This window comes from Sphingomonas sp., from assembly GCF_019635455.1.
Lineage (GTDB): Bacteria > Pseudomonadota > Alphaproteobacteria > Sphingomonadales > Sphingomonadaceae > Sphingomonas.
Map to the genome: position 1 here is coordinate 321,957 of NZ_JAHBZJ010000003.1, position 24,138 is coordinate 346,094.

27 protein-coding genes are annotated in these 24,138 nt (G+C 65.3%); 14 read left to right on the plus strand and 13 right to left on the minus strand.

Going from position 1 to position 24,138, the window contains the following annotated elements; genetic code table 11:
* The first annotated feature begins 13 nt into the window (after nucleotides 1-13).
* Nucleotides 14-2,758, plus strand: coding sequence for a DNA gyrase subunit A (gene gyrA / locus KF783_RS06325; RefSeq protein WP_294077473.1), 2,745 nt, complete (start codon nucleotides 14-16; stop codon nucleotides 2,756-2,758).
* A 55-nt stretch (nucleotides 2,759-2,813) separates the two neighbouring features.
* A complete protein-coding gene (locus KF783_RS06330; RefSeq protein ID WP_294077475.1) occupies nucleotides 2,814-3,179 on the plus strand; it encodes a DUF952 domain-containing protein in 366 nt (121 codons plus the stop codon).
* Between the two features lie 9 nt (nucleotides 3,180-3,188).
* Here the strand turns inward: KF783_RS06330 and KF783_RS06335 are convergent, their stop codons facing one another.
* Both KF783_RS06335 and KF783_RS06340 read right to left on the minus strand, forming a co-directional pair.
* The gene (locus KF783_RS06335) at nucleotides 3,189-3,431 is read right to left on the minus strand and encodes a hypothetical protein (protein ID WP_294077478.1); all 243 of its coding nucleotides are present in this window, start codon (nucleotides 3,429-3,431) and stop codon (nucleotides 3,189-3,191) included.
* Nucleotides 3,428-3,802, minus strand: coding sequence for a DUF6665 family protein (locus KF783_RS06340; RefSeq protein WP_294077479.1), 375 nt, complete (start codon nucleotides 3,800-3,802; stop codon nucleotides 3,428-3,430). Before KF783_RS06340 ends, KF783_RS06335 begins: the two co-directional genes overlap by 4 nt.
* Nucleotides 3,803-3,836: 34 nt before the next feature.
* Here KF783_RS06340 and KF783_RS06345 point away from each other — a divergent pair, with 34 nt between their 5' ends.
* From KF783_RS06345 to KF783_RS06355, 3 genes are all read left to right on the plus strand, one after another.
* Entirely contained in the window at nucleotides 3,837-4,283 is a 447-nt protein-coding gene (locus KF783_RS06345; protein ID WP_294077481.1) for a hypothetical protein, read from the plus strand.
* Nucleotides 4,284-4,386: 103 nt separating this feature from the next.
* Nucleotides 4,387-4,935, plus strand: a complete 549-nt coding sequence (locus KF783_RS06350; protein WP_294077484.1) for a MarR family transcriptional regulator — start codon at nucleotides 4,387-4,389, stop codon at nucleotides 4,933-4,935.
* A gap of 84 nt (nucleotides 4,936-5,019) precedes the next feature.
* Entirely contained in the window at nucleotides 5,020-6,042 is a 1,023-nt protein-coding gene (locus tag KF783_RS06355; protein ID WP_294077486.1) for an SRPBCC family protein, read from the plus strand.
* Between the two features lie 46 nt (nucleotides 6,043-6,088).
* Here KF783_RS06355 and KF783_RS06360 read toward each other — a convergent pair whose 3' ends face one another.
* Nucleotides 6,089-6,742 carry a lysoplasmalogenase family protein gene (locus KF783_RS06360; protein ID WP_294077487.1) on the minus strand — a complete coding sequence of 218 codons (654 nt, stop codon included), beginning with the start codon at nucleotides 6,740-6,742 and terminating at the stop codon, nucleotides 6,089-6,091.
* Nucleotides 6,743-6,779: 37 nt separating this feature from the next.
* On the opposite strand from KF783_RS06360, the gene trmFO reads away from it, so the two are divergent.
* Nucleotides 6,780-8,111: a methylenetetrahydrofolate--tRNA-(uracil(54)-C(5))-methyltransferase (FADH(2)-oxidizing) TrmFO gene (gene trmFO, locus KF783_RS06365; RefSeq protein ID WP_294077488.1), complete on the plus strand. Its 1,332-nt coding sequence runs from the start codon at nucleotides 6,780-6,782 to the stop codon at nucleotides 8,109-8,111.
* A gap of 9 nt (nucleotides 8,112-8,120) precedes the next feature.
* Here the strand turns inward: trmFO and KF783_RS06370 are convergent, their stop codons facing one another.
* Nucleotides 8,121-8,621 carry an EF-hand domain-containing protein gene (locus KF783_RS06370; RefSeq protein WP_294077490.1) on the minus strand — a complete coding sequence of 167 codons (501 nt, stop codon included), beginning with the start codon at nucleotides 8,619-8,621 and terminating at the stop codon, nucleotides 8,121-8,123.
* Nucleotides 8,622-8,701: 80 nt separating this feature from the next.
* Nucleotides 8,702-9,325: a hypothetical protein gene (locus KF783_RS06375; protein WP_294077491.1), complete on the minus strand. Its 624-nt coding sequence runs from the start codon at nucleotides 9,323-9,325 to the stop codon at nucleotides 8,702-8,704.
* Nucleotides 9,326-9,460: 135 nt separating this feature from the next.
* On the opposite strand from KF783_RS06375, the gene KF783_RS06380 reads away from it, so the two are divergent.
* Genes KF783_RS06380 through KF783_RS06390 form a run of 3 tightly spaced genes read left to right on the plus strand, consistent with a single transcriptional unit; the run spans nucleotide 9,461 to nucleotide 12,887 of the window.
* A complete protein-coding gene (locus KF783_RS06380) occupies nucleotides 9,461-11,473 on the plus strand; it encodes a TadE/TadG family type IV pilus assembly protein (protein WP_294077493.1) in 2,013 nt (670 codons plus the stop codon).
* Complete coding sequence (locus KF783_RS06385) at nucleotides 11,470-12,225, plus strand: TadE/TadG family type IV pilus assembly protein (RefSeq protein ID WP_294077496.1); 756 nt, start codon at nucleotides 11,470-11,472, stop codon at nucleotides 12,223-12,225. The genes KF783_RS06380 and KF783_RS06385 overlap by 4 nt, the downstream gene beginning before the upstream one ends.
* Nucleotides 12,222-12,887, plus strand: coding sequence for a pilus assembly protein (locus KF783_RS06390; RefSeq protein WP_294077498.1), 666 nt, complete (start codon nucleotides 12,222-12,224; stop codon nucleotides 12,885-12,887). Before KF783_RS06385 ends, KF783_RS06390 begins: the two co-directional genes overlap by 4 nt.
* Before the next feature lie 18 nt (nucleotides 12,888-12,905).
* Here KF783_RS06390 and KF783_RS06395 read toward each other — a convergent pair whose 3' ends face one another.
* From KF783_RS06395 to eno, 6 genes are all read right to left on the minus strand, one after another.
* The gene (locus tag KF783_RS06395; RefSeq protein ID WP_294077500.1) at nucleotides 12,906-14,294 is read right to left on the minus strand and encodes a pyruvate dehydrogenase complex E1 component subunit beta; all 1,389 of its coding nucleotides are present in this window, start codon (nucleotides 14,292-14,294) and stop codon (nucleotides 12,906-12,908) included.
* A 1-nt stretch (nucleotide 14,295) separates the two neighbouring features.
* Nucleotides 14,296-15,357, minus strand: coding sequence for a pyruvate dehydrogenase (acetyl-transferring) E1 component subunit alpha (gene pdhA / locus KF783_RS06400; RefSeq protein WP_294077502.1), 1,062 nt, complete (start codon nucleotides 15,355-15,357; stop codon nucleotides 14,296-14,298).
* 147 nt (nucleotides 15,358-15,504) lie between these two features.
* Nucleotides 15,505-15,996 carry a hypothetical protein gene (locus KF783_RS06405; protein WP_294077503.1) on the minus strand — a complete coding sequence of 164 codons (492 nt, stop codon included), beginning with the start codon at nucleotides 15,994-15,996 and terminating at the stop codon, nucleotides 15,505-15,507.
* Between the two features lie 36 nt (nucleotides 15,997-16,032).
* Complete coding sequence (locus tag KF783_RS06410) at nucleotides 16,033-17,211, minus strand: hypothetical protein (protein ID WP_294077504.1); 1,179 nt, start codon at nucleotides 17,209-17,211, stop codon at nucleotides 16,033-16,035.
* Nucleotides 17,212-17,229: 18 nt separating this feature from the next.
* Nucleotides 17,230-17,544: a septum formation initiator family protein gene (locus tag KF783_RS06415; RefSeq protein ID WP_294077507.1), complete on the minus strand. Its 315-nt coding sequence runs from the start codon at nucleotides 17,542-17,544 to the stop codon at nucleotides 17,230-17,232.
* A gap of 92 nt (nucleotides 17,545-17,636) precedes the next feature.
* Nucleotides 17,637-18,911, minus strand: coding sequence for a phosphopyruvate hydratase (eno, locus tag KF783_RS06420; protein ID WP_294077510.1), 1,275 nt, complete (start codon nucleotides 18,909-18,911; stop codon nucleotides 17,637-17,639).
* A 143-nt stretch (nucleotides 18,912-19,054) separates the two neighbouring features.
* On the opposite strand from eno, the gene KF783_RS06425 reads away from it, so the two are divergent.
* The 5 genes from KF783_RS06425 (at nucleotide 19,055) to KF783_RS06445 (ending at nucleotide 20,893) form a co-directional block, all read left to right on the plus strand.
* On the plus strand, nucleotides 19,055-19,561 hold the full coding sequence (locus KF783_RS06425) for a hypothetical protein (RefSeq protein ID WP_294077512.1): 507 nt from the start codon (nucleotides 19,055-19,057) through the stop codon (nucleotides 19,559-19,561).
* Nucleotides 19,562-19,579: 18 nt separating this feature from the next.
* Entirely contained in the window at nucleotides 19,580-19,924 is a 345-nt protein-coding gene (locus KF783_RS06430) for a hypothetical protein (RefSeq protein WP_294077515.1), read from the plus strand.
* The gene (locus KF783_RS06435; protein WP_294077527.1) at nucleotides 19,921-20,262 is read left to right on the plus strand and encodes a hypothetical protein; all 342 of its coding nucleotides are present in this window, start codon (nucleotides 19,921-19,923) and stop codon (nucleotides 20,260-20,262) included. Before KF783_RS06430 ends, KF783_RS06435 begins: the two co-directional genes overlap by 4 nt.
* Nucleotides 20,263-20,266: 4 nt before the next feature.
* Entirely contained in the window at nucleotides 20,267-20,605 is a 339-nt protein-coding gene (locus tag KF783_RS06440) for a hypothetical protein (RefSeq protein WP_294077529.1), read from the plus strand.
* A gap of 69 nt (nucleotides 20,606-20,674) precedes the next feature.
* Nucleotides 20,675-20,893 carry a DUF4170 domain-containing protein gene (locus KF783_RS06445; RefSeq protein WP_294077530.1) on the plus strand — a complete coding sequence of 73 codons (219 nt, stop codon included), beginning with the start codon at nucleotides 20,675-20,677 and terminating at the stop codon, nucleotides 20,891-20,893.
* A 108-nt stretch (nucleotides 20,894-21,001) separates the two neighbouring features.
* Here KF783_RS06445 and greA read toward each other — a convergent pair whose 3' ends face one another.
* Nucleotides 21,002-21,478 carry a transcription elongation factor GreA gene (gene greA / locus KF783_RS06450; protein ID WP_294077532.1) on the minus strand — a complete coding sequence of 159 codons (477 nt, stop codon included), beginning with the start codon at nucleotides 21,476-21,478 and terminating at the stop codon, nucleotides 21,002-21,004.
* Between the two features lie 80 nt (nucleotides 21,479-21,558).
* Nucleotides 21,559-24,138 (minus strand): carbamoyl-phosphate synthase large subunit (gene carB, locus KF783_RS06455; RefSeq protein ID WP_294077535.1); only part of this gene is annotated, 2,580 nt, incomplete at its 5' end.

Consider the following 24,138-nt stretch of genomic DNA (forward strand, 5'->3'; position numbering starts at 1 on the left):
AGAGCATCGCAACTTGACCGACGAGACCCTCCTCGCCGACCCCTCGGACATTACCCCAATCTCGATCGTCGATGAGATGAAGACGAGCTACCTCGATTACGCGATGAGCGTGATCGTGGCGCGCGCGCTTCCCGACGTGCGCGATGGCCTGAAGCCGGTTCACCGCCGCATCCTCTACGCGGCGCAGGAGGGCGGCTACGTCGCCGGCCGCGCCTATCGCAAGTCCGCCCGCCTGGTCGGTGACGTGATGGGTAAATACCACCCGCACGGCGACAGTTCGATCTACGACGCGATGGCGCGCATGGCCCAGGACTGGGCGATGCGGGTGCCGCTGATCGACGGCCAGGGCAATTTCGGATCGATGGATCCCGATCCGCCCGCCGCGATGCGCTATACCGAGGCGCGGCTGGCGCGCGTCGCCAGCGCCCTGCTCGACGATATCGAGAAGGACACGGTCGACTTCCAGGACAATTATGACGGTTCTGAGAGCGAACCGACGGTCCTGCCGGCACGCTTCCCGAACCTGCTGGTCAACGGCGCCGGCGGCATCGCGGTCGGCATGGCGACGAACATTCCGCCGCACAATCTTGGCGAAGTCATCGACGCCTGCCTCGCGTATATCGACAATGGCGCGATCACGATCGAGGAACTGATGGAGATCGTGCCGGGACCCGACTTCCCGACCGGCGCGCTCATCCTCGGACGGTCGGGGTGCCGCAGCGCCTATCAGTCGGGCCGCGGCTCGATCATCGTGCGCAGCCGCCACACCACCGAACAACGTGGCGAGCGTCGCTCGATCGTCCTCACCGAAATTCCCTTTCAACAGGGCAAGAACGCACTGGTCGAGAAGATCGCCGAAGCCGCGAAGGAAAAGCGGGTCGAGGGGGTCAGCGACATCCGCGACGAATCCTCGCGTGAGGGCGTGCGCATCGTCATCGACCTGAAGCGCGACGCCACCCCCGAAGTCGTGCTCAACCAGCTTTGGCGCAACACCCCCGCCCAGTCGAGTTTCCCCGCCAACATGCTCGCGATCCGGGGCGGTCGTCCCGAATTGCTGAACCTGCGCGATATCATCGAGGCGTTCGTCCGCTTCCGTGAGCAGGTCATCACCCGCCGCTCGAAGTTCGAACTGGCCAAGGCGCGCGACCGCGCCCACATCCTGCTCGGCCTGGTCATCGCGGTCACCAACCTCGACGAGGTGGTGCGCATCATCCGCGGATCGGCCAGCCCCGCCGCCGCGCGCGACGCGCTGCTGATGCGCGAATGGCCGATCGCCGAGATCGCTCCCTATATCCGCCTGGTCGAGGCGGTCGAGACGGAGGTGTCGGGCGACAGCTACCGACTCTCCGATATCCAGGTCCGCGCGATCCTCGACCTGCGCCTCCATCGCCTCACTGCGCTCGGCCGCGACGAGATCGGCGACGAGCTGCGCGAGCTTGCCGATTCGATCGCCGAACTGCTCGAAATCCTCGCCAACCGTGCCAGGCTCTATGAAGTCATGCGCGAAGAGCTGACCACGGTGCGCGCCGCCTATGCCACGCCGCGCCGGACCGAAATCGCCGCCGCCGCCGACGGGATCGAGGACGAGGACCTGATCGAACGCGAGGACATGGTCGTCACCGTGACCATGGAGGGGTATATCAAGCGCACCCCGCTCGACGCCTTCCGCTCACAGGCACGCGGCGGCAAGGGCCGTGCGGGCATGGCCACGAAGGACGAGGACGCGATCACCGAACTGTTCGTGACATCCACCCATACCCCGGTCCTGTTCTTCTCGACGCTGGGCAAGGTCTATCGGATGAAGGTCTGGCGCCTTCCCGAGGGCGGCCCGGCCACCCGCGGCCGGCCGATGATCAACCTGCTGCCGCTGGCCAATGGCGAAACCATCTCGACCGTGCTTCCGCTGCCGGAGGACGAGGCCGAATGGGGCGATCTGCATGTCATGTTCGCGACCGCGAAGGGCAATGTCCGGCGCAACAGCATGGACGCCTTCACCAACGTCCCGTCGAACGGCAAGATCGCGATGAAGTTCGAGGGTGAGGATGCCGACGACCGGCTGATCGGCGTCGCCCTGCTCGGCGAGGGTGACGACGTGCTGCTCGCCAGCCGTCAGGGCAAGGCGATCCGCTTCGCCGGTGACGAGGTGCGCGAGTTTCAGAGCCGCAACTCGACCGGCGTGCGCGGCATGCGCCTGTCGGGCGACGATCAGGTGATCTCGCTGTCGATCCTCCACGGGTCGACACTGATGGAACAGCGCGAGGAATATCTGCGCGCGGCTCCCTGGAAGGAAAATGGCGCGCCGCGCACCCTCGACGACGCGACGATGGAGCAGCTTCGCGCGGAGGAGGAGTTCATCCTCACCGTCTGCGCGAACGGCTATGGCAAGATGTCGTCCGCCTATGAATATCGGCGTACCGGACGCGGGGGTCAGGGGATCACCAATATCGACAATATCGGCCGGAACGGGCCGGTCGTCGCCAGCTTCCCCGCCACCACCTCGCAACAGCTGATGCTGGTCACCGACCAGGCGAAGATGATCCGCCTGCCGCTCACCTCGCTGCGCGTGATCGGTCGCGGTTCGGCCGGGGTTCGCCTCTTCAAGGTCGCACAGGACGAGCATGTCGTCTCCGCCGCGCGGATCGAGGAAAGCGAAGACGAGGCAGAGATCGATCTGGGCGACGGCGCGGTCGAAACCGGCCCGGTCCCCGATGGCGATACCGGCGAGGATCTGGCAGCGGGGCCGGAGGACGGCGCGTAACGCGACCGCCCGTGCCGCGCGCGGATCGAACGCCCGTCCCGGCGGTTGCACCCGCATGACCGACAAAGGAAACGCGATGCATCCGAAGACCGCCTACAAGGTCCTGACCGCCGACCAGATGGCGGCGCTCGAATCCGGCAGCTTCGCCGGCGCGCCGATCGACGTGCGGGACGGCTATATCCACCTGTCCACCGCGGCCCAGCTGACCGAAACGGTGGACAAGCATTTCGCCGGGCAGGCCGATCTGTGGGTCGCCGCCGTCGATCTGGAGGCGCTGGGGCGCGCAATTCGGTGGGAAATCTCTCGTGGCGGTGCTGAATTCCCGCATCTCTATGGCCGGCTGACGCTTGAAACCGTCATCGCCTATGGCCCGATCGAGCACGCGGACGACGGAACGGTGCGGCTGCCCGTCGCCGGCTGAGGCCCGTGCTCAGGGCCGGTGGTCGAGCGCGATCAGGAACATCAGCAGCGCCATCATCGCCACGACGATCATCACCAGCACGACCAGCGGCAGGCACGTGCCGAGCCGATTGTCATGCCGCGCGGTCACCAGCAGGATCGCGACCGGGGCGGTGACCAGAATGGCACGGGCGCCCAGCGTCGCATAGCCGGCGAGCAGCACCACCCCCGCCCCGCCCAGCGAAACCAGCCAGCGCCGGGCGCGCGCGTTCATCGGGCCGATACGCCAATCCGCACGCGGACCTCGCGCGGCACGTCGAACGCGTCCAGCGGCGCGCCCAGGCCGAAAACCCCACAGGCTTCGCGTTGCACGAGATACCCATAGGCGGCGTCGGCCGCCTCCTGCACCCGCGCCGCGCGACTGCCTTCCTCCTCCCCCGCGCGGCCAAGCGCCGCCAGCGCCGCCTCCAGCTTCTTCGCCGCGCGCGACAGCGTCGCCGCCTTTTCCGACAGAATCTCGCGCTGAAAGTCGTTGAAGACCTCTTCCGCGCGCGACGTCGCGGAAAGGATGCGGGAGCCGTCGATCGACATCGACCCAGCATATGCCCATGCGGGGGTGACGCAATGGCGCGTGCGGTACGCCATCCGAATTCGTCGGTTGCCGGCGGACGGCGGATGCATGATGCTGCCGGCACGCAACGGGAACCTGCGGATGAAGTCGTTCACCTATTGGCGCGGCGCCACGCTCGCGATCCTGCTCGCCGGGCCTTGCATGCTGGCGGTCATCACGCTGAACGAACTCCTGTTTCCGGAACCGCCCATCACCCAGGGCGGCTTCACCGTGGGGCCGCTGGTCGCGGTGCCGATCGCCGTGGTGGTCGGCGTGCCATCGTCGGCAATTCCCGTCCTGGCAGGCGGCTGGACGATGGGCGCATTGGGGCGATCGCGTCGATGGGCGCGCCATCCCGCTTCCTGGGCGCTGGCGGGCGCGATCCTGTCATGGCCACTGGCATTGTTCTTCGACAAGGGGAGCGTCCCCATCGTGATCGCGCAGTTTGCGCTGACCGGCGCGATCTGCGCCCTGGTCGTCCGCTTCGGCACCCGCTGGTCCGACCCGGGCGAGTGACCGCGGCGCCCTGCCCGACCCGACGACGCATCGATCCAGCGAAGATCGCGAGCGCGGGGTCCTGTTGACATCTGCAATTTCTGAAATTACAGAAATAATCATCATGACCCAGTTCGCCAATCATCCCGATGCCAAGGCCTTCATCCTTCATTGGGGGGAGATGGGGACCCAATGGGGCGTGAACCGATCGGTCGCGCAGGTTCATGCGCTGCTCTACCTCGCCGATCGGCCGCTTCATGCCGAGGAGATCGTCGAGACGCTGGGCCTTGCCCGGTCGAACGTCTCGACGGGACTCAAGGAGCTTCAGGGCTATTCGATCGTCCGCCGCGTGCATGTCGAGGGCGACCGGCGCGATCATTTCGTCGCCGAGACCGATCTGTGGGACATGCTCATGCGCATCGTCGCGGAGCGCAAGCGGCGGGAAATCGATCCGACGGTTCAGTTGCTCGGCGAACTCGCCCAGCGCCTTGCCGCCGACACGTCCGCCCCGCCCCAGGTTCGCGAACGGGTGACCCGCATGCACGAGTTCATCGGCACGCTGGGCGGCTGGTATGACTCGGTGCGGGTGCTGCCGAAACCGACGCTGGTCGCGCTGATGAAGCTCGGCGGCAAGGTCGCGCGCTTCATTCCCGGCTCCAGAAAGAAGAACTGAACCCACGCCGCCCCATCCGGCATGGGCCAACCATATCAAGTTATTTCTGTATTTACCGAAATATCAGGCAAAAGGAATAGAGGGATGGACAGCCATGATCGCCGCAAGACCGCGACAATCCGGATCATCGCCGCAATGCTGTTCGGTCTCGCCTTTGCGCTCGGCGTCTATCTCCTGATCGAGGCCGCAAACCCGAACGGCCTGATCAGCTTCACCTTCCTCATGATCCTGCCCGCCACGGTCACCGCCTTCGTCACCTATATCGGCGATCCGCTCGGTCGGCGCCCACGGCGCTTCTACGTCAGCGCGGTCCCGCTGACCCTGTTCGCGGCGGTCGTGGTCGCGTCGCTGGTTTTCTTGCGCGAAGGGACGATCTGCATCCTGATGCTCAGCCCGTTCTGGTTGGCGCTCAGCATGCTCGGCGGTTATCTCACCTGGCGCGCGCGCAAGCGGGAGGAGCAGGTGGATGCGAACATCTTCAGCGCCTCTTCGCTTCTACTCTTTCCACTGGTGGCGATGCAGGTCGAACCGATGATCCCGCTCCCGCGCGACGGGGGCCGCGTCACCCGCACCGTCGTCATCAACGCCGATCCGGCCACGGTCTGGCGGCACGCGCGGGGCGAACGGCACATCGCGCCCGGCGATGGCCGGTGGAACGTTTCCCAGAATCTGATCGGTCTGCCCCGCCCCATCGGCGCCCGGCTCGATGGGCAAGGGCGCGGCGCGATCCGTCACGTCACCTGGCGGGACGGGATCCGGTTCAAGGAGGTGATCACCGACTGGCAACCGGCACGGCGCATCTGGTGGGATTTCCGTTTCGACGCGATCGACATGAACGCCTGGGCGATGCAGGACCGCCACCTGTTGCCTGACAGCCCGCACTACCGGATCACCGATGGCGGCTATGTCATCCAGCCGCTGGCCGATGGACGCACCCGCCTTACCCTCACCACCAACTATTGGGTACAGACCCCGGTCAACTGGTACGCGCGCCTGTGGGGCGAACTGCTGGTCGGTGACGTTTCGTCCAATGTCCTCGCCGTCGTGCGCCAGCATGCCGAACGCGCCGCCGCCGCCCGCGGTTCGCGTCCTGCGTTCGGGGCTTGAGCCCGGGTGCCACGTCTGACGCCCGGGCTGCGCCACCCCCTGCCGGCTATAACGCGGATCGGGCCGCGTCATCCTTGCCGAGCGCGCGGCTCACGCCCCACGCGATCAGCGCCTGCGCCGCGAAATAGGTGGGCCAGATCAGCAGCGTTGGGATAAACGATCCCTTCAACGGTCCGAAGCGTGAGAAGATCAGCAGGTCCGATACGACGAACAGCACCGCGCCCAGCCCGACGCGATAGCGCGGAAAGCGGCTGGTCCATGCCAGCGCGGCCATCACACCCAGAAACGCCGAATAGACACCCGCCTGGATCGCGCCGCCCGCGGGTGCCGCGAACAGCGCCGCGATCCCGATCGTCGCGGGCGCGAGCAGCCATCCCACCGCCTGTTGGCTGGGTGTGAGCGCATCCCGCCGGTTGCGCAGATACAGAAGGCACGCGACCAGATGCCCTGCCGCGAACAACGCGCCGCCGACGATCAGCCCATGGGTTTCGAGCAACAGGTCGCCCAGCGCCCCCAGCGCCAGCGCTCCGGCAAGCAACCACCCATCGGGCGAGCGCGCCCGGCTGGCCGTCCAGAGGGCGAGCAGCGCCACGCCGCTCGTCTTCCACACCGCGCCCCATGCGCCCGGATCGACGATCCGCCATGCGTCCAGGCAGTAGCTCGCCCCCGCGACCAGCGCCGCGCCGAATACCAAAGCCATGCTTCCCCTTCCCCTCCGCTTCGCCTAACCGATGCCCATGTCCGATCATCAAGTCCATATCATCGGCGGCGGCCTCGCCGGGTCCGAGGCCGCCTGGCAACTCGCCAATGCCGGCATTCGCGTGAAACTCTCCGAAATGCGCGGTGGTGGGGATACGACCCCGGCGCATCAAACGGACGGCCTCGCCGAACTGGTCTGTTCGAACAGTTTCCGGTCCGACGATGCGGAGCGCAACGCGGTCGGTCTGCTGCATCGGGAGATGCGCGACCTGGGTTCGCTGGTGATGGCCCAGGGCGATCTGCACAAGGTGCCGGCGGGATCGGCGCTGGCAGTGGACCGCGACCATTTTTCCCAGGGTGTGACGCAGGCGCTCGCCAGCCATCCGAATATCGCCATCGTGCGCGAACGGGTCGATCAGCTCCCATCGGAGGGTCTGACCATCATCGCAACCGGCCCGCTCACCGCGCCGGGCCTGGCCGACAGCATCGGCGCCGCGACCGGCAGCGACAGCCTTGCCTTTTTCGACGCGATCGCCCCGATCGTTCATCGCGAGAGCATCGACATGGACGTGGCGTGGTTCCAGTCGCGCTGGAACAAGACCGGGCCGGGCGGGACCGGCAAGGATTATATCAACTGCCCGATGACGAAGGACCAGTATCTCGCCTTTCACCAGGGCCTGGTCGAGGGGGAGAAGACGCAGTTCAAGGAGTGGGAGGACGTTCCCTATTTCGAAGGCTGCATGCCGATCGAGGTGATGGCCGAACGCGGGGTCGATACGCTGCGCTATGGGCCGATGAAGGGTGTGGGGCTGGACGATCCGCGCACCGGCCTCTGGCCCTATGCCGTCGTCCAGCTGAGGCAGGACAATGCGACCGGGACGCTGTGGAATATGGTCGGCTTTCAGACGAAGCTGAAACATGGCGCGCAGGTCGAGCTGTTTCGGACGATCCCCGGGCTGGAGCGGGCGGAATTCGCGCGGCTGGGCGGGCTGCACCGCAACACGTTCATCCGCTCGCCCGAACTGCTCGATCCGACGCTGCGGCTGAAGGCACGGCCGCACATCCGCTTCGCCGGGCAGGTGACGGGGTGCGAAGGATATGTGGAGAGCGCCGCCATCGGCCTGCTGGCGGGCCGCTTCGCCGCCGCCGAACTGCTCGGCCGGCCACTTGCGCCTCCCCCCGTCGAAACCGCGCTCGGCGCGTTGCTGGGCCACATCACCGGCGGCGCTGAAATCGCAACCTATCAGCCGATGAACGTCAATTTCGGCCTGTTCCCCCCGATCGAGGGGCGAACGAAAAAGGCCGATCGCAAGCTGCTCTACACTGCCCGCGCGCGCGATGCGTTCGCGGCGTGGGGATCCGCCGCCTGATCGGGCTGCTCAATCGTCCTCGGCGTCGCCCGCCGCCCTGGCCGTGGCCGGCCGACAGTCGCATTTGGGCGCCGTCTTCGCCTTCCGCTTGGGTGCGGTGGTGGCGAATTCGGCGCGATTGAGCGCGCCCGACCTGTCGGCATCGGCCTTGTCGAATTTCTCGATGGTGCGCAGCGACCATTCCTCGAACGACAGCTTGCCGTCGCCATTGCGGTCGAGCTTCGCAAACGCCTTGCGCCGGGGCTGGGTCAGTTCGGCCAGCGTGATCTTCTCGTCCCGGTCCTTGTCATACCGGTCGAACCGCTTCTGCTCGCGTGAGCGCGCCGGCGCGCTCGGGGCTTCGCGGATCGTCGGCAACTCCTCCGATGCGGCGGCGTCGGTGCCTGACTGTACGCGCGCGGGCGGCGGCGCCGATGGCAGCGGATCGGGCGCCGCGCCGCTCTGAAAGAGGAAGACGCCGGCACCCGCCATCAACAACGCGGCAACCCCGCCGGCCAGATAGCGCCACATGTCCTTCCTCCCGCTGGGTCCGGGGCGAGCCTAGCGCGGATTAGCGCGACGGCAAGACGCCTTGCCCCCGAGGCTTGCGGTCATCGCCCGGTCAGCCTGTGCCACAACGCGCGCGCCACCCGGCGGGGGGATCCGGCCGAAACATCCGACAGGTCCAGCCGCGCCAGATGCGCCATCGCGCCCAGCGGCCGCAGCGCGCGCGGCCAGCGTGCCGCGCATGCCCGGTCGAGCCGCCCGGCCGCAGCCGCGCGGACAAGACCGGCCTCACGCGGATCGCTCAGCTTTCCGGCAAGATCGGCCAGCGCCCATCCCTCGCCCCCGGCGGCCACGAACGCGTCCGCCCGCGCGCCCAACACCGTCGCAGCGACACCGAACAGCGTCCGTCCGCGCTGGGCGAACGCGTCGACCTCCGCCGGACCAAGTTCGCTCTGGAGCAACACCTGCCAGGCCAGCGCGAGCGGCGCGAGCGCGCTTCCCGGCGTTCCGGCGGCAACGATCCGTTCGGCGATCGCCTGCAACACCGGCTCGGGTGGCGCGGCGGCGGAATCCAGTGCGATCAGCGCATCGTGCCACCATTGCAGCCGGATCTGGCCCAGCATCGGCTCGCTGGTGGTCCGCACCGTCTCCGCCAGCCGATCGTCGAGCGCGAACAGCGCCGTCAGTCCCTCGGCACCCGCCGGCGACGGGGCGTAAGTCAGGATCATCCTCCGTTCCGGTTCGGCAATCATCCGCCTGCTCCGTTCCGGCGCAATCGTAGACGCCGCGTTAACCATGCGCTTTCAACCATCATTAGCCGCGTCTGCGCCATAGCGCCTGATCGAACCGGGGACCTTGCACCGATGATCTGGCGCTTCAGTCTGGCGAAACGCACGCGCGGCTTCATGGCCGCACTGGCGCGCGACGTGCGCGGCAACACGCTCGCGATCGTCGCTGCGTCCCTGATTCCGCTGGCTGGCATGGTCGGCGGGGGTGTCGACATCAGCCGCATGTACATCGTCAAGACGCGGCTGCAACATGCGTGCGACGCGGGCGCGCTGGCCGGCCGCAAGACGATGGGCGGCGGCACCTGGGCTTATAACAACTATGCGGCGCGCGACGCGGCGGAAAAATTCTTCGACGCGAACATCCAGGAAAGCCCCTATGGCGCGTCGGACGTCACCCGGGCGTTCACCGAAAGCGCGGGGAAGGTATCCGGCACCGCCAGCGCGATCCTGCCGATGACGCTGATGCGTGTGCTGGGCAAGACGAGCGAGACGCTCGCCGTCACCTGCGACGCGGAAATGCGGCTTCCCAATACGGACGTGATGTTCGTGCTCGACACCACCGGTTCGATGGGCAGCAAGGCGGTCGGCACGGACAGCCAGACCAAGATCGAGGCGCTCAAATCCTCGGTCAAATGCTTCTACGAGATCGTCGCGCGCCTCGACACCAGCGAAAACTGCGTAACCGGCGCGCCGTCGGGCGGCACCAGCAGCACGGTGCAGATCCGCTTCGGCTTCATGCCCTATTCGACCAACGTGAATGTCGGAAAGCTGCTTCCCACCAGCTTCATCGCCGACAGCTGGTCCTATCAGTCGCGTGAGCCGCAATGGAACACATCGACCAGCTCCAGCTGGGGTCCGACCGTCGATAGCGTCGGCGCACCGGGCAGCGATACCGGATCGTGGGATTCGTGGACGAATGTGAGCGGCCAGTGGTTCTCCTGCCCCAGTCAGCCGTCGAATCAGAGCGGCGTCAACGGGACGACGACCGTGGACACCAGCGTGGTTACGTCCGGCAATACGCGGACCTGGGACACGCGGACCTATTCGAAATATGACATTCAGTACCAGACCGCCTGGTCCGGCTGGTCATGCTACCTGCAATCGCGCAAGCGTCCGTCGGGCAGCTACACGACGGTCACCCACACCCAGACCCAGTCGACGACGACCAGCCAGACCTTCTCGCGCTGGCACTATGGCCTGATCGCGCAGAACATCTCCGGCCTGAAGAACGGGAGCAGCTGGAACAATTCGGTCCAGCTTCCGATCGGGCCGTCCGGCACGATGCGGTCGGTCACCTGGGACGGGTGCATCGAGGAGCGTCCGACCGTGTCCCAGTCCAGCTACACGCCGATTCCGGCGGGCGCGAAGGATCTGGATATCGACCTCGCCCCCAATCCGTCGGATTCGACCACCTTGTGGGGTCCGGCGCTCAACGGCGCGATCTTTGCGCGCGATGTGGTCAACAGTTGGTCGCAGCTCGATCGCAACGACGCCTATACCACCACCGACTATTACAATTCGGTCCCCTATTACTGCCCGACCGAGGCCCGCAAGCTACAGGCATGGCCGGTCGCGGCGAATTTCGAGGCCTATATCGATGGCCTGACGCCCAGCGGAAACACCTATCACGACATCGGGCTGCTGTGGGGCGCGCGCTTCCTGTCGCCGACCGGCATATTCGGATCTGAGAATGCCTATACCCCCCAGGGCGGCGAGATCGAGCGGCACATGATCTTCATGACGGACGGTGAGGCCTGCACCAGCGATACCGACTATAACGCCTATGGCTTCGCCTGGCTGGATCGGCGGACGACCGATCCCTCGACCGCGCCCACCGGCGGCTGCATGACCACCGGGACGATCACGCAACAGGTGAACGCACGTACCCAGGCGCTCTGCACCGCGATCAAGAACAAGAACATCACCCTGTGGGTGATCTGGTTCGGCGCGCAGAACAACACGATCGAAAAGATGATGCAGGATTGTTCGACGCCGGGCCGCTATTTCGCGGCGCGCAACGCCGGCGATCTGCAAAACACCTTCAAATCGATCGCCGACCAGATTTCCCAGCTGAGGCTGACCAAGTGACGCGGCGATTCTCCCTCCGCCGCGTCGCTCCCGGCGCGCTCCGGCGCGACGAATCGGGCGTCACCGTCGTGGAATTCGCGATGGTGGCGCCCGTGCTGGGGCTGGTCCTACTGGGCGGATTCGACATCGCCCACACCCTCTACACCCGCGCCGCGTTGCAGGGCATCGTGCAAAAGACCGCGCGCGATTCGACGCTCGAAAGCGGATCTGACGCGGATGCCCAGGCCGCCCTCGACGAAAAGGTAAGGATGCAGATCAAGGCGCTGGCCAACAACGCCACGATCGACATCACCCGGCGCTATTACCGGACGTTCACCGACGCGGCCGCCGCCCGCGCGGAGACATGGACCGACACCAACAGCAACGGCGTGTGCGACGGCAGTGAGCCGTACGAGGACGCGAACAACAACAATGTGTGGGATCGCGATGGCGCCGATAACGGCCAGGGGGGGGCGAAGGACGCGACGCTCTACACCGTCACCGTCACCTATCCACGGATGTTTCCGCTGTACAACTTCATCGGGGTTTCCAGAACGACGAAGCTGACCGCCACGACGGTGCTTCGCAATCAGCCCTATGGCGATCAGAGCACCTATGCGACGGCCACGGTGCGCAACTGTCCGCCCGCCGTAACCGCGCCCACGCCGACGCCCACGCCTACACCGTCCCCTTCGCCCAGCCCCACGCCGTCGCCGACGCCCGTGTGCCTGGTCTATCACCCCTCACATGGATGTCTGGTTTGGGCGCCTTGAAACCTTCTTTGCGGCGATTGCGGCTGGCGTATCGACTCGCCGCCGACCGCAGCGGCGTGGCGCTGATCGAATTCGGCTTTTCGCTGCCGATCCTGCTGGTCCTCTGCCTGACCGGGGCGGAGCTGACCAACTATGTCATCACCCGAATGCGGGTCAGTCAGATCGCGCTGCACCTGGCCGACAACGCGGCGCGGATCGGATCGGGCAGTCAGTTGCAGTCCAAGACGATCACCGAAGCGGACATCAACGACCTGCTGACCGGCGCCGGGCTTCAGGCTGGCGAACTGGACCTTTACCCACGCGGGCGGGTCATCGTTTCAAGCATCGTGCCGAAGAGCGACCCGAACCCCAGCGGCCATTATGTGATCAACTGGCAGCGGTGCCGGGGCGACCAGACCGGTCACGCGTCCAGCTATGGCAATGAGGGCGACATGATCACCAAGGGGATGGGGCGCAAGGATCGCGAGGCGTTCGCCCCGCCGGGCGGCGCCACCATCTTCGTCGAAGTCTATTATCAATATCGCCCGCTGGTGCAGATCGGGCTGGCGCCGACCACGGAGATGACCGAAATCGCCTCCATGGTCGTGCGCGACAATCGCGACAATACCGGCGGCAATAACGGCGTCTATCCGGTCAACGGCGTCGCCGCCTCGACCTGCTGACCCCGCGTTGGCCGTCGATCACCCGCGATAGGTGACCTTCTTCACCGCCGCGACCACCTTGTCGGCGGTGATCAGCGCCAGCTTTTCCAGATTGGCGGCATAGGGCAGCGGCACATCCTCATTCGCCACCCGCATCACCGGCGCGTCGAGATCGTCAAACCCCTCCTCCATGCAGATCGCGACGATTTCCGACGCGATCGAACAGGTCGGCCAGCCTTCCTCGACCACCACCATACGGTTGGTTTTCTTGAGGCTTTCGAGCACCGTCGCCTTGTCGAGCGGGCGCAGCGTGCGCAGGTCGATCACCTCCGCATCGATCCCCTCGCCCGCCAGCGTCTCGGCGGCTTCGAGCGCGACGCCCACACCGATCGAATAGCTGACCAGCGTGACGTCCTGGCCCGGTCGCACGACCCGCGCCTTGCCGATCGGCAGCACCCAGTCGTCCAGCTTAGGCACCTCGAACGTGCGACCGTACATCAGCTCGTTTTCGAGGAAGACGACCGGATCCTCGCTGCGGATCGCGGCCTTGAGCAGCCCCTTCGCATCGGCCGAATCATAGGGCGCGATGACGATCAGCCCCGGTACGCTGGCATACCAGGGGCCGTAATTCTGACTGTGCTGTGCGGCAACGCGGCTCGCGGCGCCGTTGGGACCGCGGAACACGATCGGACAGCGCATCTGGCCACCCGACATGTAATTGGTCTTCGCCGCCGAATTGATGATGTGATCGATCGCCTGCATCGCGAAATTGAACGTCATGAACTCGATGACCGGGCGCAGACCACCCATCGCCGCGCCTGTGCCGACGCCGGCAAAGCCATATTCGGTGATCGGGGTGTCGATGACCCGCTTCGCGCCGAATTCGTCGAGCAGGCCCTGCGTCACCTTGTACGCGCCCTGATATTCCGCGACCTCCTCGCCCATCACGAACACGCGGTCATCGGCGCGCATTTCCTCGGCCATTGCGTCGCGCAGCGCTTCGCGCACCGTGGTCTTGACCATTTCGGTCCCGGCGGGAACCTCCGGGTCGGCAACCGTCGCCGCCTTTTCGCTGGCCAGCTGCTTGGTGCCGCTCTCGGCCTTTTTCGGCTCGGCATCCGCCTTCGGGGCGGGGTCGGGCGTGGGCGTGGGCGTGGGCGCTGCGACAGTTTCCGACGCATCCTCGCCCTCGCCGGCGATCGTGGCGATCACGGTGCCGACCTTCACGCCGTCGGTCCCCTCGGCGATCAGGATCTTCGCCAGCGTGCCTTCATCGACCGCTTCGAATTCCATCGTCGCCTTGTCGGTCTCGATCTCCGCCAGGATATCGCCGGACCGGATCGTGTCGCCTTCCTTGACCAGCCACTTGGCGAGCGTGCCTTCCTCCATCGTCGGCGAGAGCGCCGGCATCTTCAGCTCGATCGCCATGTCAGTACGTCTCCACCAGCACGTCGGTATACAATTCGGCAGGATCGGGTTCCGGCGTCTGCTCGGCGAAATCGGCCGCCTCGTTCACGACCTTGCGGATTTCGCCCTCGATCGCCTTCAGCTCGTCTTCCTTGACGCCCGCCGCTTCCAGTTCCTTCTTCACACCTTCGATCGGGTCGGACTTTTCGCGCACCGACTGGACCTCGTCGCGCGAACGGTATTTGGCCGGATCGGACATCGAATGGCCGCGATAGCGATAGGTCTTCATCTCCAGGATGATCGGCCCCTTCCCGGCGCGGACCCAGGCCAGCGCTTCCTCGGCCGCGCCACGGCACGCCAGCACGTCCATGCCATCGACCTGGATGCCGGGAATGCGGAAGCTCTCGCCGCGCTTGTACAACTGATCCTCGGCCGAGGCGCGATTGATGCTGGTCCCCATCGCATATTGATTGTTCTCGATCACATAGATGATCGGCAGCTTCCACAGCTCGGCCATGTTGAAGCTTTCATAGACCTGGCCCTGATTGGCCGCGCCATCGCCGAAATAGGCCATGGCGACGCCGCCGTCCTCGGCATATTTGTGCGCAAAGGCCAGGCCGGTGCCGAGCGACACCTGCGCGCCGACGATGCCGTGGCCGCCGTAGAACTTCTTCTCGGTCGAGAACATGTGCATCGACCCGCCCTTGCCCTTCGAAATGCCGGCGGCGCGGCCGGTCAGTTCGGCCATGATCTCCTTGGGGTCGATGCCATAAGCGAGCATATGGCCGTGGTCGCGATAACCGGTGATCACCGAATCCTTCTCGCCGTCCAGGCCCGACTGAAGGCCGACCGCGACCGCTTCCTGCCCGATATACAGGTGACAGAAGCCGCCGATGAAGCCGAGTCCGTAAAGCTGGCCCGCCTTTTCCTCGAACCGGCGGATGAGCAGCATCTGCCGATAGAATTGGAGGAGTTCCTCCTTTGAGGCGTTGTACCTATTCGGTTCGTTTGGACGCTCGCGGTTTGTCGCTGCCGGTTCGACTTTACGGCTTTTTGCCGGTGTTTTTGCCACGATCGTCCTCATCCTGGGGAGTGATGGAAGCGGCGCTATAGGCCCATTAGGCACCGAAACGCAATGAGGCGCTCCACCCATCGACGGAGCGCCTCAAAAGCCCATGGCTCGAAAAATCGTGACAACCAGCTGTCGTATGTAGCTGCGTGGAAACCAGATCTACGGATTGAAAAACTCGTTGATGATTTCGCCAAGGCCAACAAGCGCCCTGCCCACCCTGATCAGCAAGTCGCCAATCTTGGTCTTTGCAGGAAAAGGACCTTCATCCGGATAGTCTGGATTTCCTTTCTTGTAGACGCCCAGGGGCGCCGCGCTTCCGGTTTCGACTGAATCGGCAACCGTCCGCAGATATTTCGCCAGCATTTTCGGATTACGAACCAGCCGTTTCACCCAACCACTGTTCTTGTAGGTTTGTGCAGATGGGCCGAACTTGTCAGCGCGATACTTGTCAGCTGCCCGATCCGGCTGCTTGATCTGGGCTGCGGATTCTCCGGTTGCAAGCGCCGTCGCCCCGCCCAACGCAGCCAGTCCAACCTTTGTAATTGCGCCGCGACGGCCCAGCACCTCTTCACCCTCGGACATGGAATTCTCCTCAGCAACCAATGCCCGCAAATCTTTCGCCGAATAGGGACGGAAGTCGATATGGCTCACCTAGTCCATTTGGACTAAGCACCGCCTCTTTCTCGTTCAGCCAAGGCGACCAAATAGCTGAACAGCCTCTGCCTGACTATGAACACCGCATTTTCGAAAGATCGACTGTAGATGATTTCGTGCCGTATTGTGCGCCATTCCAATAGCGGCGGCGGCGGCGGACAGATCGGCGTATCGAATGCACTCCGCCGCCAGCCGCGCCTCCCGCTCGCTCAATCCGAACGTCGCACTCAACATGGCGGGGTTCGGGACCCGCACAGCCGCAAGGTCATGAACATGCACGACACAGGCACAGCCGAAATGTGACAACAGCCGCTCCCCCGGCGGCGCGGCCAGAACGCGCACGACATAGGGTTTTCGCCCGGACGGGCGTGTTACCACAATCTGCCCCCCCACATCAGGAGCCTTGCTCTTCTTCAGTGCAGATGTGACACCATTGACCATGGCACGAAGCCGCCGCGTTTCCGCGGCTCGCGCCGTTGCAAACTGGCCATCGGACCATCCAAGCCCGTCGCCAGCCGCCAGAATCGCGCGTGCGCCGTCGTTGACAAAGGCCAGACGTTCGCTGGCATCGACGATAATCACGCCATCGGCCTTCGCCGACAATGCCTCCAGCAATACCGCCTGGGTGCCGGCCGCCTGTTCAATGATCGCACTCAATGCGCATGCCTGCTCGACATGGGGTGCCAGTCGGTGAAACGCAGCCAGCCCTTCGTCCGTCGGCATGCCCTCGGCCTCGGTGCTCAGCAGCGTGAACGCGCCCGACAGGTTGTTCGGCAATCGCAACGACAGGCCCATCTGGTGCGCAACGCCGATAGCGTCGATGGATGCGCGCACACGTTCATCGCGGAGCATCGTCGGCACATCATACAGGGCGCGATCGTGATAGATTTCGCCCGCCCGGACACCCATATGCAGCGACGCGCGGGGATCCGCCCGGAATGTTTCGCTCTGGTAATAGGCATTGGCTTCGTCATCGGTATAGCCGTGCGTATGCGCCCGCAGACTTCCGGCCGCCGGATCGATTGCGACGAGCACAGCCGCCGCATGACCGAAAAGATCGGCGATGCGGCCCATGATCTCGCGCCATTCGATGTCGCCGGCAGCAGCCGAGTAGAGCTGCGCAACGATCGACTCATGCAGGTCATGCGTCAGCATCGACTCGTCCTCGAACCGATCATAACAGGTCCGGAACGAGTTCAACAGATCGGGCAACGCTGCCCTTGAAATACGTCAGTCGAGCGGAATGATGACCTCATCGGGATGCACGACGTTGAGCTTCTTGCGGCTCAACTCGTCCACCATGTCGGGATCGGCCCCCTTCGGATCGAGCAGCGCAACGCGGTTGCGCAGCTGCGCCCGCTGCTTGTCGAGCTTCGCGAGTTCCGCCTGCCGCACCGCGAGCTGCCGCTTGTAATCGCCATAGGTCAGCAGGCCGTTGGGACCCAGCACCGCCGAATAGGCGAAGAAGCCCATGAAAATGATCGACACCGCCGGCAGGCCTGCGCGGCGGAGGATCGTTCTGAACGTGGCGGCGGAACGCGGCATGATCATCGTTGTCGCGCAAAGCGACTCGCGGTTCAAGCGGGACTTTCGCCCCGCCAAAAGAAAATCAACCCGATTCGTTCTCGCAACGAATTTCAGCGCAGAATCGACCGCCCCGCATAGACCGCAGCGTCGCCCAGTTCCTCCTCGATCCGGATGAGCTGGTTATATTTGGCGAGCCGGTCGGATCGTGCCAGCGAACCGGTCTTGATCTGTCCGCAATTGGTCGCGACGGCGAGGTCGGCGATGGTCGCGTCCTCGGTTTCGCCCGAACGATGCGACATCACGGCGGTATAGGCCGAACGCTGCGCCAGGCTCACAGCCTCCAGCGTTTCGGTCAGCGTGCCGATCTGGTTGACCTTCACCAGCAGCGAATTGGCCAGCCCCTGTTCAATCCCCATCGCCAGCCGCTTCGGGTTGGTGACGAACAGATCGTCGCCGACCAGCTGGCACCTGCCGCCGATCTTGTCGGTCAGCGCCTTCCAGCCCTCGAAATCATCCTCGCCCATTCCGTCCTCGATCGACAGGATCGGATAGCGCGCGACGAGATCGGCGAGATAATCGGCCATCTCGACCGGGCTCAGCGACTTGCCCTCGCCCGAAATCTCGTACTTGCCGTTCCTGAAGAATTCGGTCGCGGCGCAATCGAGCGCGAGCATCACATCGTCGCCGGGCGTGTACCCCGCCTTTTCGATGCTGGTCATGATGAAGTCGAGCGCGTCGGTAGTGCTGGCGATATTCGGCGCAAAACCGCCCTCGTCGCCCACCGAAGTGGACAGCCCCTTCTCGCTCAACCCCTTTTTGAGCGTGTGAAAGATCTCCGCGCCGCACCGCACCGCTTCGGCGATGCTGTCGGCGCCGACCGGCATGATCATGAATTCCTGAAAGTCGATCGGATTGTCGGCATGTTCGCCGCCGTTGATGATGTTCATCATCGGCACCGGCAGGACGTGCGCCGAAACGCCGCCGACATAGCGATAGAGCGGCAGACCGCGCGCGTCCGCCGCCGCCTTCGCCACCGCCAGGCTGGCACCCAGGATCGCGTTCGCGCCGATCCGCCCCTTGTTCTCGGTGCCGTCCAGTTCGATCATCGCCAGGTCGATATCGGCCTGATCCTCGGCATCGAGACCGACGATCTCCTCGGCAATCTCGCCGTTCACCGCCTCGACGGCTTCCAGCACGCCCTTGCCCAGATAGACCGATTTGTCGCCGTCGCGCTTCTCCACCGCCTCATGCGCGCCGGTCGAGGCGCCCGACGGCACCGCCGCCCGACCGAAACTGCCATCCTCCAGCAGCACATCGACCTCGACCGTGGGGTTGCCGCGGCTGTCGAGAATCTGGCGCGCATGGATGTCGATGATTGCGGTCACGAAATGGTCTCCCTACCTTGGGGCGTGAGGATGTCGCGCGGGCCTCTATCCCGTTCGGCTCCACCGGGCAAATCATGCGTGACAGGGAACCGGCTCCCGGCGCCGTTGTTGTTCCGTATGAAGGCAGCAGAAGGGTTCGAGCGATGGCCGAAGATACCATTTCCAGCAACGAAGGCGGCACGCTGGTCGCGGCGGAACCGGTGAAGATCACCGGCGACGCCGCCGATCCGGGCAAGCGCGGCGCGGCCGAAACGGTACGTGAGGAGGCGAGCAAGTTCATGGGACAGGCAGGAGACAAGGCGCGCGCCTATGCCGATACCGGCAAGGAAAAGGCGAGTGGCGCGCTGGACGGATTTTCCGACATGATGCGCGACGCCGCGTCGTCGGTGGATGAGCGGCTGGGCGAACAATATGGGCAATATGCCCGTTCCGCCGCCGACCAGATTTCGGGCTTTGCCGAGTCGCTGCGTGGCAAGCAGGTCGATGACCTTCTCGACGACGCGCGCGAGTTCGTGAAGAAAAGTCCCGCAGTCGCGGTCGGCATCGCCGCCGGCGTCGGCTTCGTGCTCGCGCGGCTGCTCAAGTCCGGACTCGACGCGGCCGGCGACCTTGCCGACAAGGCGGACGGCTCCGACACGCCAAAGGCGTAAGGCGCGCCGGGGGGACCGATGGACGAGCGGCAGGACGAGGCGGGAATCGGAACGCTGATCGCCAGGGCGATCGGGGACGGTCGGGCCTATGCGCAGGCCGAGCTCGATTACTGGAAGGCGCTGGCGATCGATCGCATCGCCGATGCCCGGGCCGCCGCCATCCTTGGCGTCATCGTCTTCCTGCTCGCCCAGGCCGGGGCGATCGCGCTGATCGTCGGACTGCTGATGATCCTGACCCCGATCGTCGGCGCAGTCGCGGCCACGCTGATCGTCGTGATCGTGGCGGGCGGATGCGCGGTGCTGGCGGCGCGCGCGGCGATGACGCGTTTTCGTCGTGCCACCCGGCCCCGGCAGATGCCATGACCGACGAACGCTCCCCCGCCGTCATCGCCGCCGAAGCGCGGACCAGCGCCGCGCGACAGCGCCTGTTCGGTACGATCGACGAGATTCAGGCGCGGCTCGATCCGCTCGCGCTCGCCGCCAACGCGGTCGAGAATGTCGCCGCCACCATCGCGATCAATTCGATCGAGACGGTCAAGGCGCGCCCGCGCGTCACCGCGACGGCGGCGGCGGCGGCGATCCTGTTTCTGGCGCGCAAGCCGATCGGGCGACTCCTGTCACGCGGGGCCAGGCATGCAACCGCGACCGCCGCCGCGAGTTTGAATTCCAAATCCAGCAAGCGATCCAGCAAGAAGGACTGAGCCGATGACCGACCCCAACGAAGCCCCGGCAGGCCGCCGCGCGCGCGCGGCCCAGCAGATCGAGAGCAACCCGCTCGCCATCGTCGCCGGTGGCGTCGCACTCGGCGTCGTGATCGGCGCTCTGGTGCCGCGCCCGCAAAAGGAGCGCGACCTGCTCGCCCCGGTCGGCAAGCGCATCGCCGAGACCGCGACCGCCGCCGCCACCGCCGCCCGTGAGGCGGGAAAGGCGGAGATCGACGCGCTGATCCCCCCGCGCGATACCGCGAAGGAGCATATCGGCAAGGTGATCGGATCGGCGTTCAGCGCGGCAAAGGATGCCGCCCAGAGCAAGGCCGACGCCTGATCCGGACTTGAGTGCGGTGCAGCATCGGCGCTAAGGCCACCGGGATATTCCAATCCCCGGGGAGTCCCTATGAGCAAGCTGCACCTCGTCTTCGGCGGTCGCGTGAAAGACCCGATGACGCTCGATTTTCAGGATCCGACGAAGCTGGACGTCATCGGCATCTTTCCCGACTTCGCGAGCGCGGAAAAGGCCTGGCGTGCCGCGGCGCAGCGCACGGTCGATGATGCCGAGATGAAATATGTGGTGGTGCATCTCCACCGCCTGCTCGAACCCGATCTGGAGAGCTGAGGACACGCTTCGCCGCTCCCGCTTGCGGCAGGGCGCGGGGCGGCTCTGACAAACAGACCCACCGCCACGGGGGCAACGATCAGCCCCCGTGCGCGGAAAGGATCTCGATCAGATAAACTCGATCTTGCTGACTTCGTACCAGCGATCGCCGGCGGGAACGGTCACTTCCACTTCCTCACCCACGCTCTTGCCGATCAGCGCGCGGCCCAGCGGGGAGTTATAGCTGATCCGTCCGGTCTTGGCGTCCGCCTCGGCCTGACCGACGATCTGGTACTTCACCGACTTGTCGTCTTCGTCCAGCAGCGTCACGGTCGCCCCGAACACGATCTTGTCGCCCGACAACTCCTTCGGGTCGATGATCTGCGCGCGGCTCATCTTGTCCTCGATGTCGGCGATCGTCGCCTCGATCTGGCCCTGCCGCTCCTTGGCGGCATGATATTCGGCGTTTTCGGACAGGTCGCCGTGCGCGCGCGCCTCTTCGATGGCGTCCACGATCAATGGCCGTTCGGCTTTCAGGACCTTCAACTGCTCATTGAGCTTGTTGTAGCCTTCCGCCAGCATCGGCATCTTTTCGACCGTCGCCATCCTGTCCGTCCTTCGTCAAAGCCCCTTCCCCCGGCGTGCCTGAACCGGCCCGCCCGCACCCTCGTCAACGCTGTGGGGGATCAATTGTGCGATTGCGAATAATAGGCCTGCAACGGACGGACTTCAAGTGACTGCCGGGAAAGCGCGGCGATGGCACGCGATGCCGCGACGCTGGCAGGCGCCGTGGTGAAATAGGGGATTTTCAGGCTCAGCGCCGCCATCCGGATCGATTCGGAATCCTTCAGGCTCTGCCACCCCTCGGTGGTGTTGAAGATCAGCGCGATGTCGCCGTCGCGAATCCGATCGACGATATGCGGCCGGCCCTGCGCCACCTTGTTCACCCGCTCGACCGGCACGCCGTTCGCTTCCAGATAATCGGCGGTGCCGCCGGTCGCGACGATTCCGAAGCCCTGATCGACCAGCGTGCGCACGCCCGGCAGGATCACCGGCTTGTCGCCATCCTTCACGCTGACGAACACCGTTCCCGATCCGGGCAGCACCGTCCCGGCGCCCAGCTGGGACTTGGCAAAGGCGATCGGAAAATCGCGATCGATTCCCATCACTTCACCGGTTGACTTCATTTCCGGTGACAGCACGGGATCGACGCCGGGGAACCGGGCGAACGGAAATACCGCTTCCTTCACCGCGATATAATCGATGTCGCGGTCGATCGGCGGCAGGTCCTTCAGCTTTTCGTCCGCCATCACCCGGCTCGCGATCTTCGCGATCGGGGTGCCGATCGCCTTGGCGACAAACGGCACGGTCCGCGACGCGCGCGGGTTGACCTCGATCAGATAGACCTCGCCATCCTTGACCGCGAACTGGATGTTCATCAGCCCCTTGACCTTCAGCGCCCGGGCCAGCGCATCGGCCTGCCGCTCGATCTCCGCGATCACGTCGGCGGGCAACGAATAGGGCGGCAGCGAACAGGCACTGTCGCCCGAATGCACGCCCGCCTCCTCGATATGCTGGAGCACGCCGGCGACGACGACATCCTCGCCATCGGCGATGGCATCGACATCGACCTCCACCGCGTCGCGCAGATACTGATCGATCAAAACCGGCGCATCGCCCGAAACCTGTACCGCGGTCTGGATATAGTGATCCAGCTGCTCGGGCGTATCGACGATCTCCATCGCACGCCCGCCCAGCACGAAGGACGGCCGCGTCAGCACCGGATAGCCGATCCGCGCCGCGACCGCGATCGCCTCCTCGCGGCTGCGCGCGATGCCGTTCGCCGGCTGTTTGAGGCCGAGCCTGGACACCAGATCGGCGAACTGCTCGCGATCCTCGGCCAGATCGATGGCGTCGGGCGACGTCCCCAGGATCGGGATCCCGGCGCTCTCCAACGCGCGCGCCAGGTTGAGCGGAGTCTGCCCGCCGAACTGGACGATCACCCCGACCAGTTCGCCCTTCGCCTGTTCGACGTGCAGGATTTCCAGCACGTCCTCGGCGGTCAGCGGTTCGAAATACAGGCGATCGGACGTATCATAATCGGTGCTCACCGTTTCCGGGTTGCAGTTGACCATGATCGTTTCGTAACCCGCATCCGCCAGCGCGAAACAGGCGTGGCAACAGCAATAGTCGAACTCGATCCCCTGCCCGATGCGATTCGGCCCGCCGCCCAGGATGACGATCTTCTTCCGGTCGCTCGGCGCCGCCTCATTCTCCGGCTCGCCAAAGCTGGGCGCTTCATAGGTCGAGTACATATAGGGCGTCTTCGCCTCGAACTCGGCGGCGCAGGTGTCGATCCGTTTGAACACCGGCCGCACGCCCAGCCGGTGACGCAGCTTGCGCACATCGGCCTCGGTCACGCCACCGGTCATCGCCTTCACCACCTCGCCGATCAGGCCGGACGATTTCGCCATTGCGTCGGCGCCTTGGCGCAGGTTCGCCGATTTGAGCGACAGCCAGGCGAGCCGCTTGTCCGAAAAACCCATCGCCTTCAGCCGGCGCATCCCCACCGCATCCTGCGGCAGGCCGTCGCGGCACACCTGTTCCTCGGCCGCGACGATCTCGGCGATGCGCTCGAGGAACCACGGATCATAGGCCGCCAGCGCATGCACCTCCGCGACGGTGAACCCCTCACGCAGCGCCTGTGCCGCAATCAGCAGCCGGTCGGGCGAGCGCACCGCCAGCGCCGCCTCGATCGCGTCGCGCGGCGCGCCGGCCAGATGCTCGACATTGTTGAAGCCGGACAGGCCGGTCTCCAGCCCCCGCAGCGCCTTCTGCATGCTTTCATGGATGTTGCGGCCGATCGCCATCACCTCGCCGACCGACTTCATCGCCGTGCCGAGCGTCGCTTCGGCGCCCTTGAACTTCTCGAACGCAAAGCGCGGAATCTTGGTCACGACATAGTCGATGGTCGGCTCGAACGACGCCGGGGTCGCGCCGGTAATGTCGTTTTCGATCTCGTCCAGCGTGTATCCGACCGCCAGCTTCGCCGCGACCTTGGCGATCGGAAAGCCGGTCGCCTTGGACGCCAGCGCCGACGAGCGGCTGACGCGCGGGTTCATCTCGATCACGATCAGGCGGCCATCCCTTGGATTGACCGCGAACTGCACGTTCGACCCGCCGGTCTCCACGCCGATCTCGCGCAGCACCGCGATGCTGGCGTTGCGCATGATCTGATATTCCTTGTCGGTCAGCGTCAGCGCGGG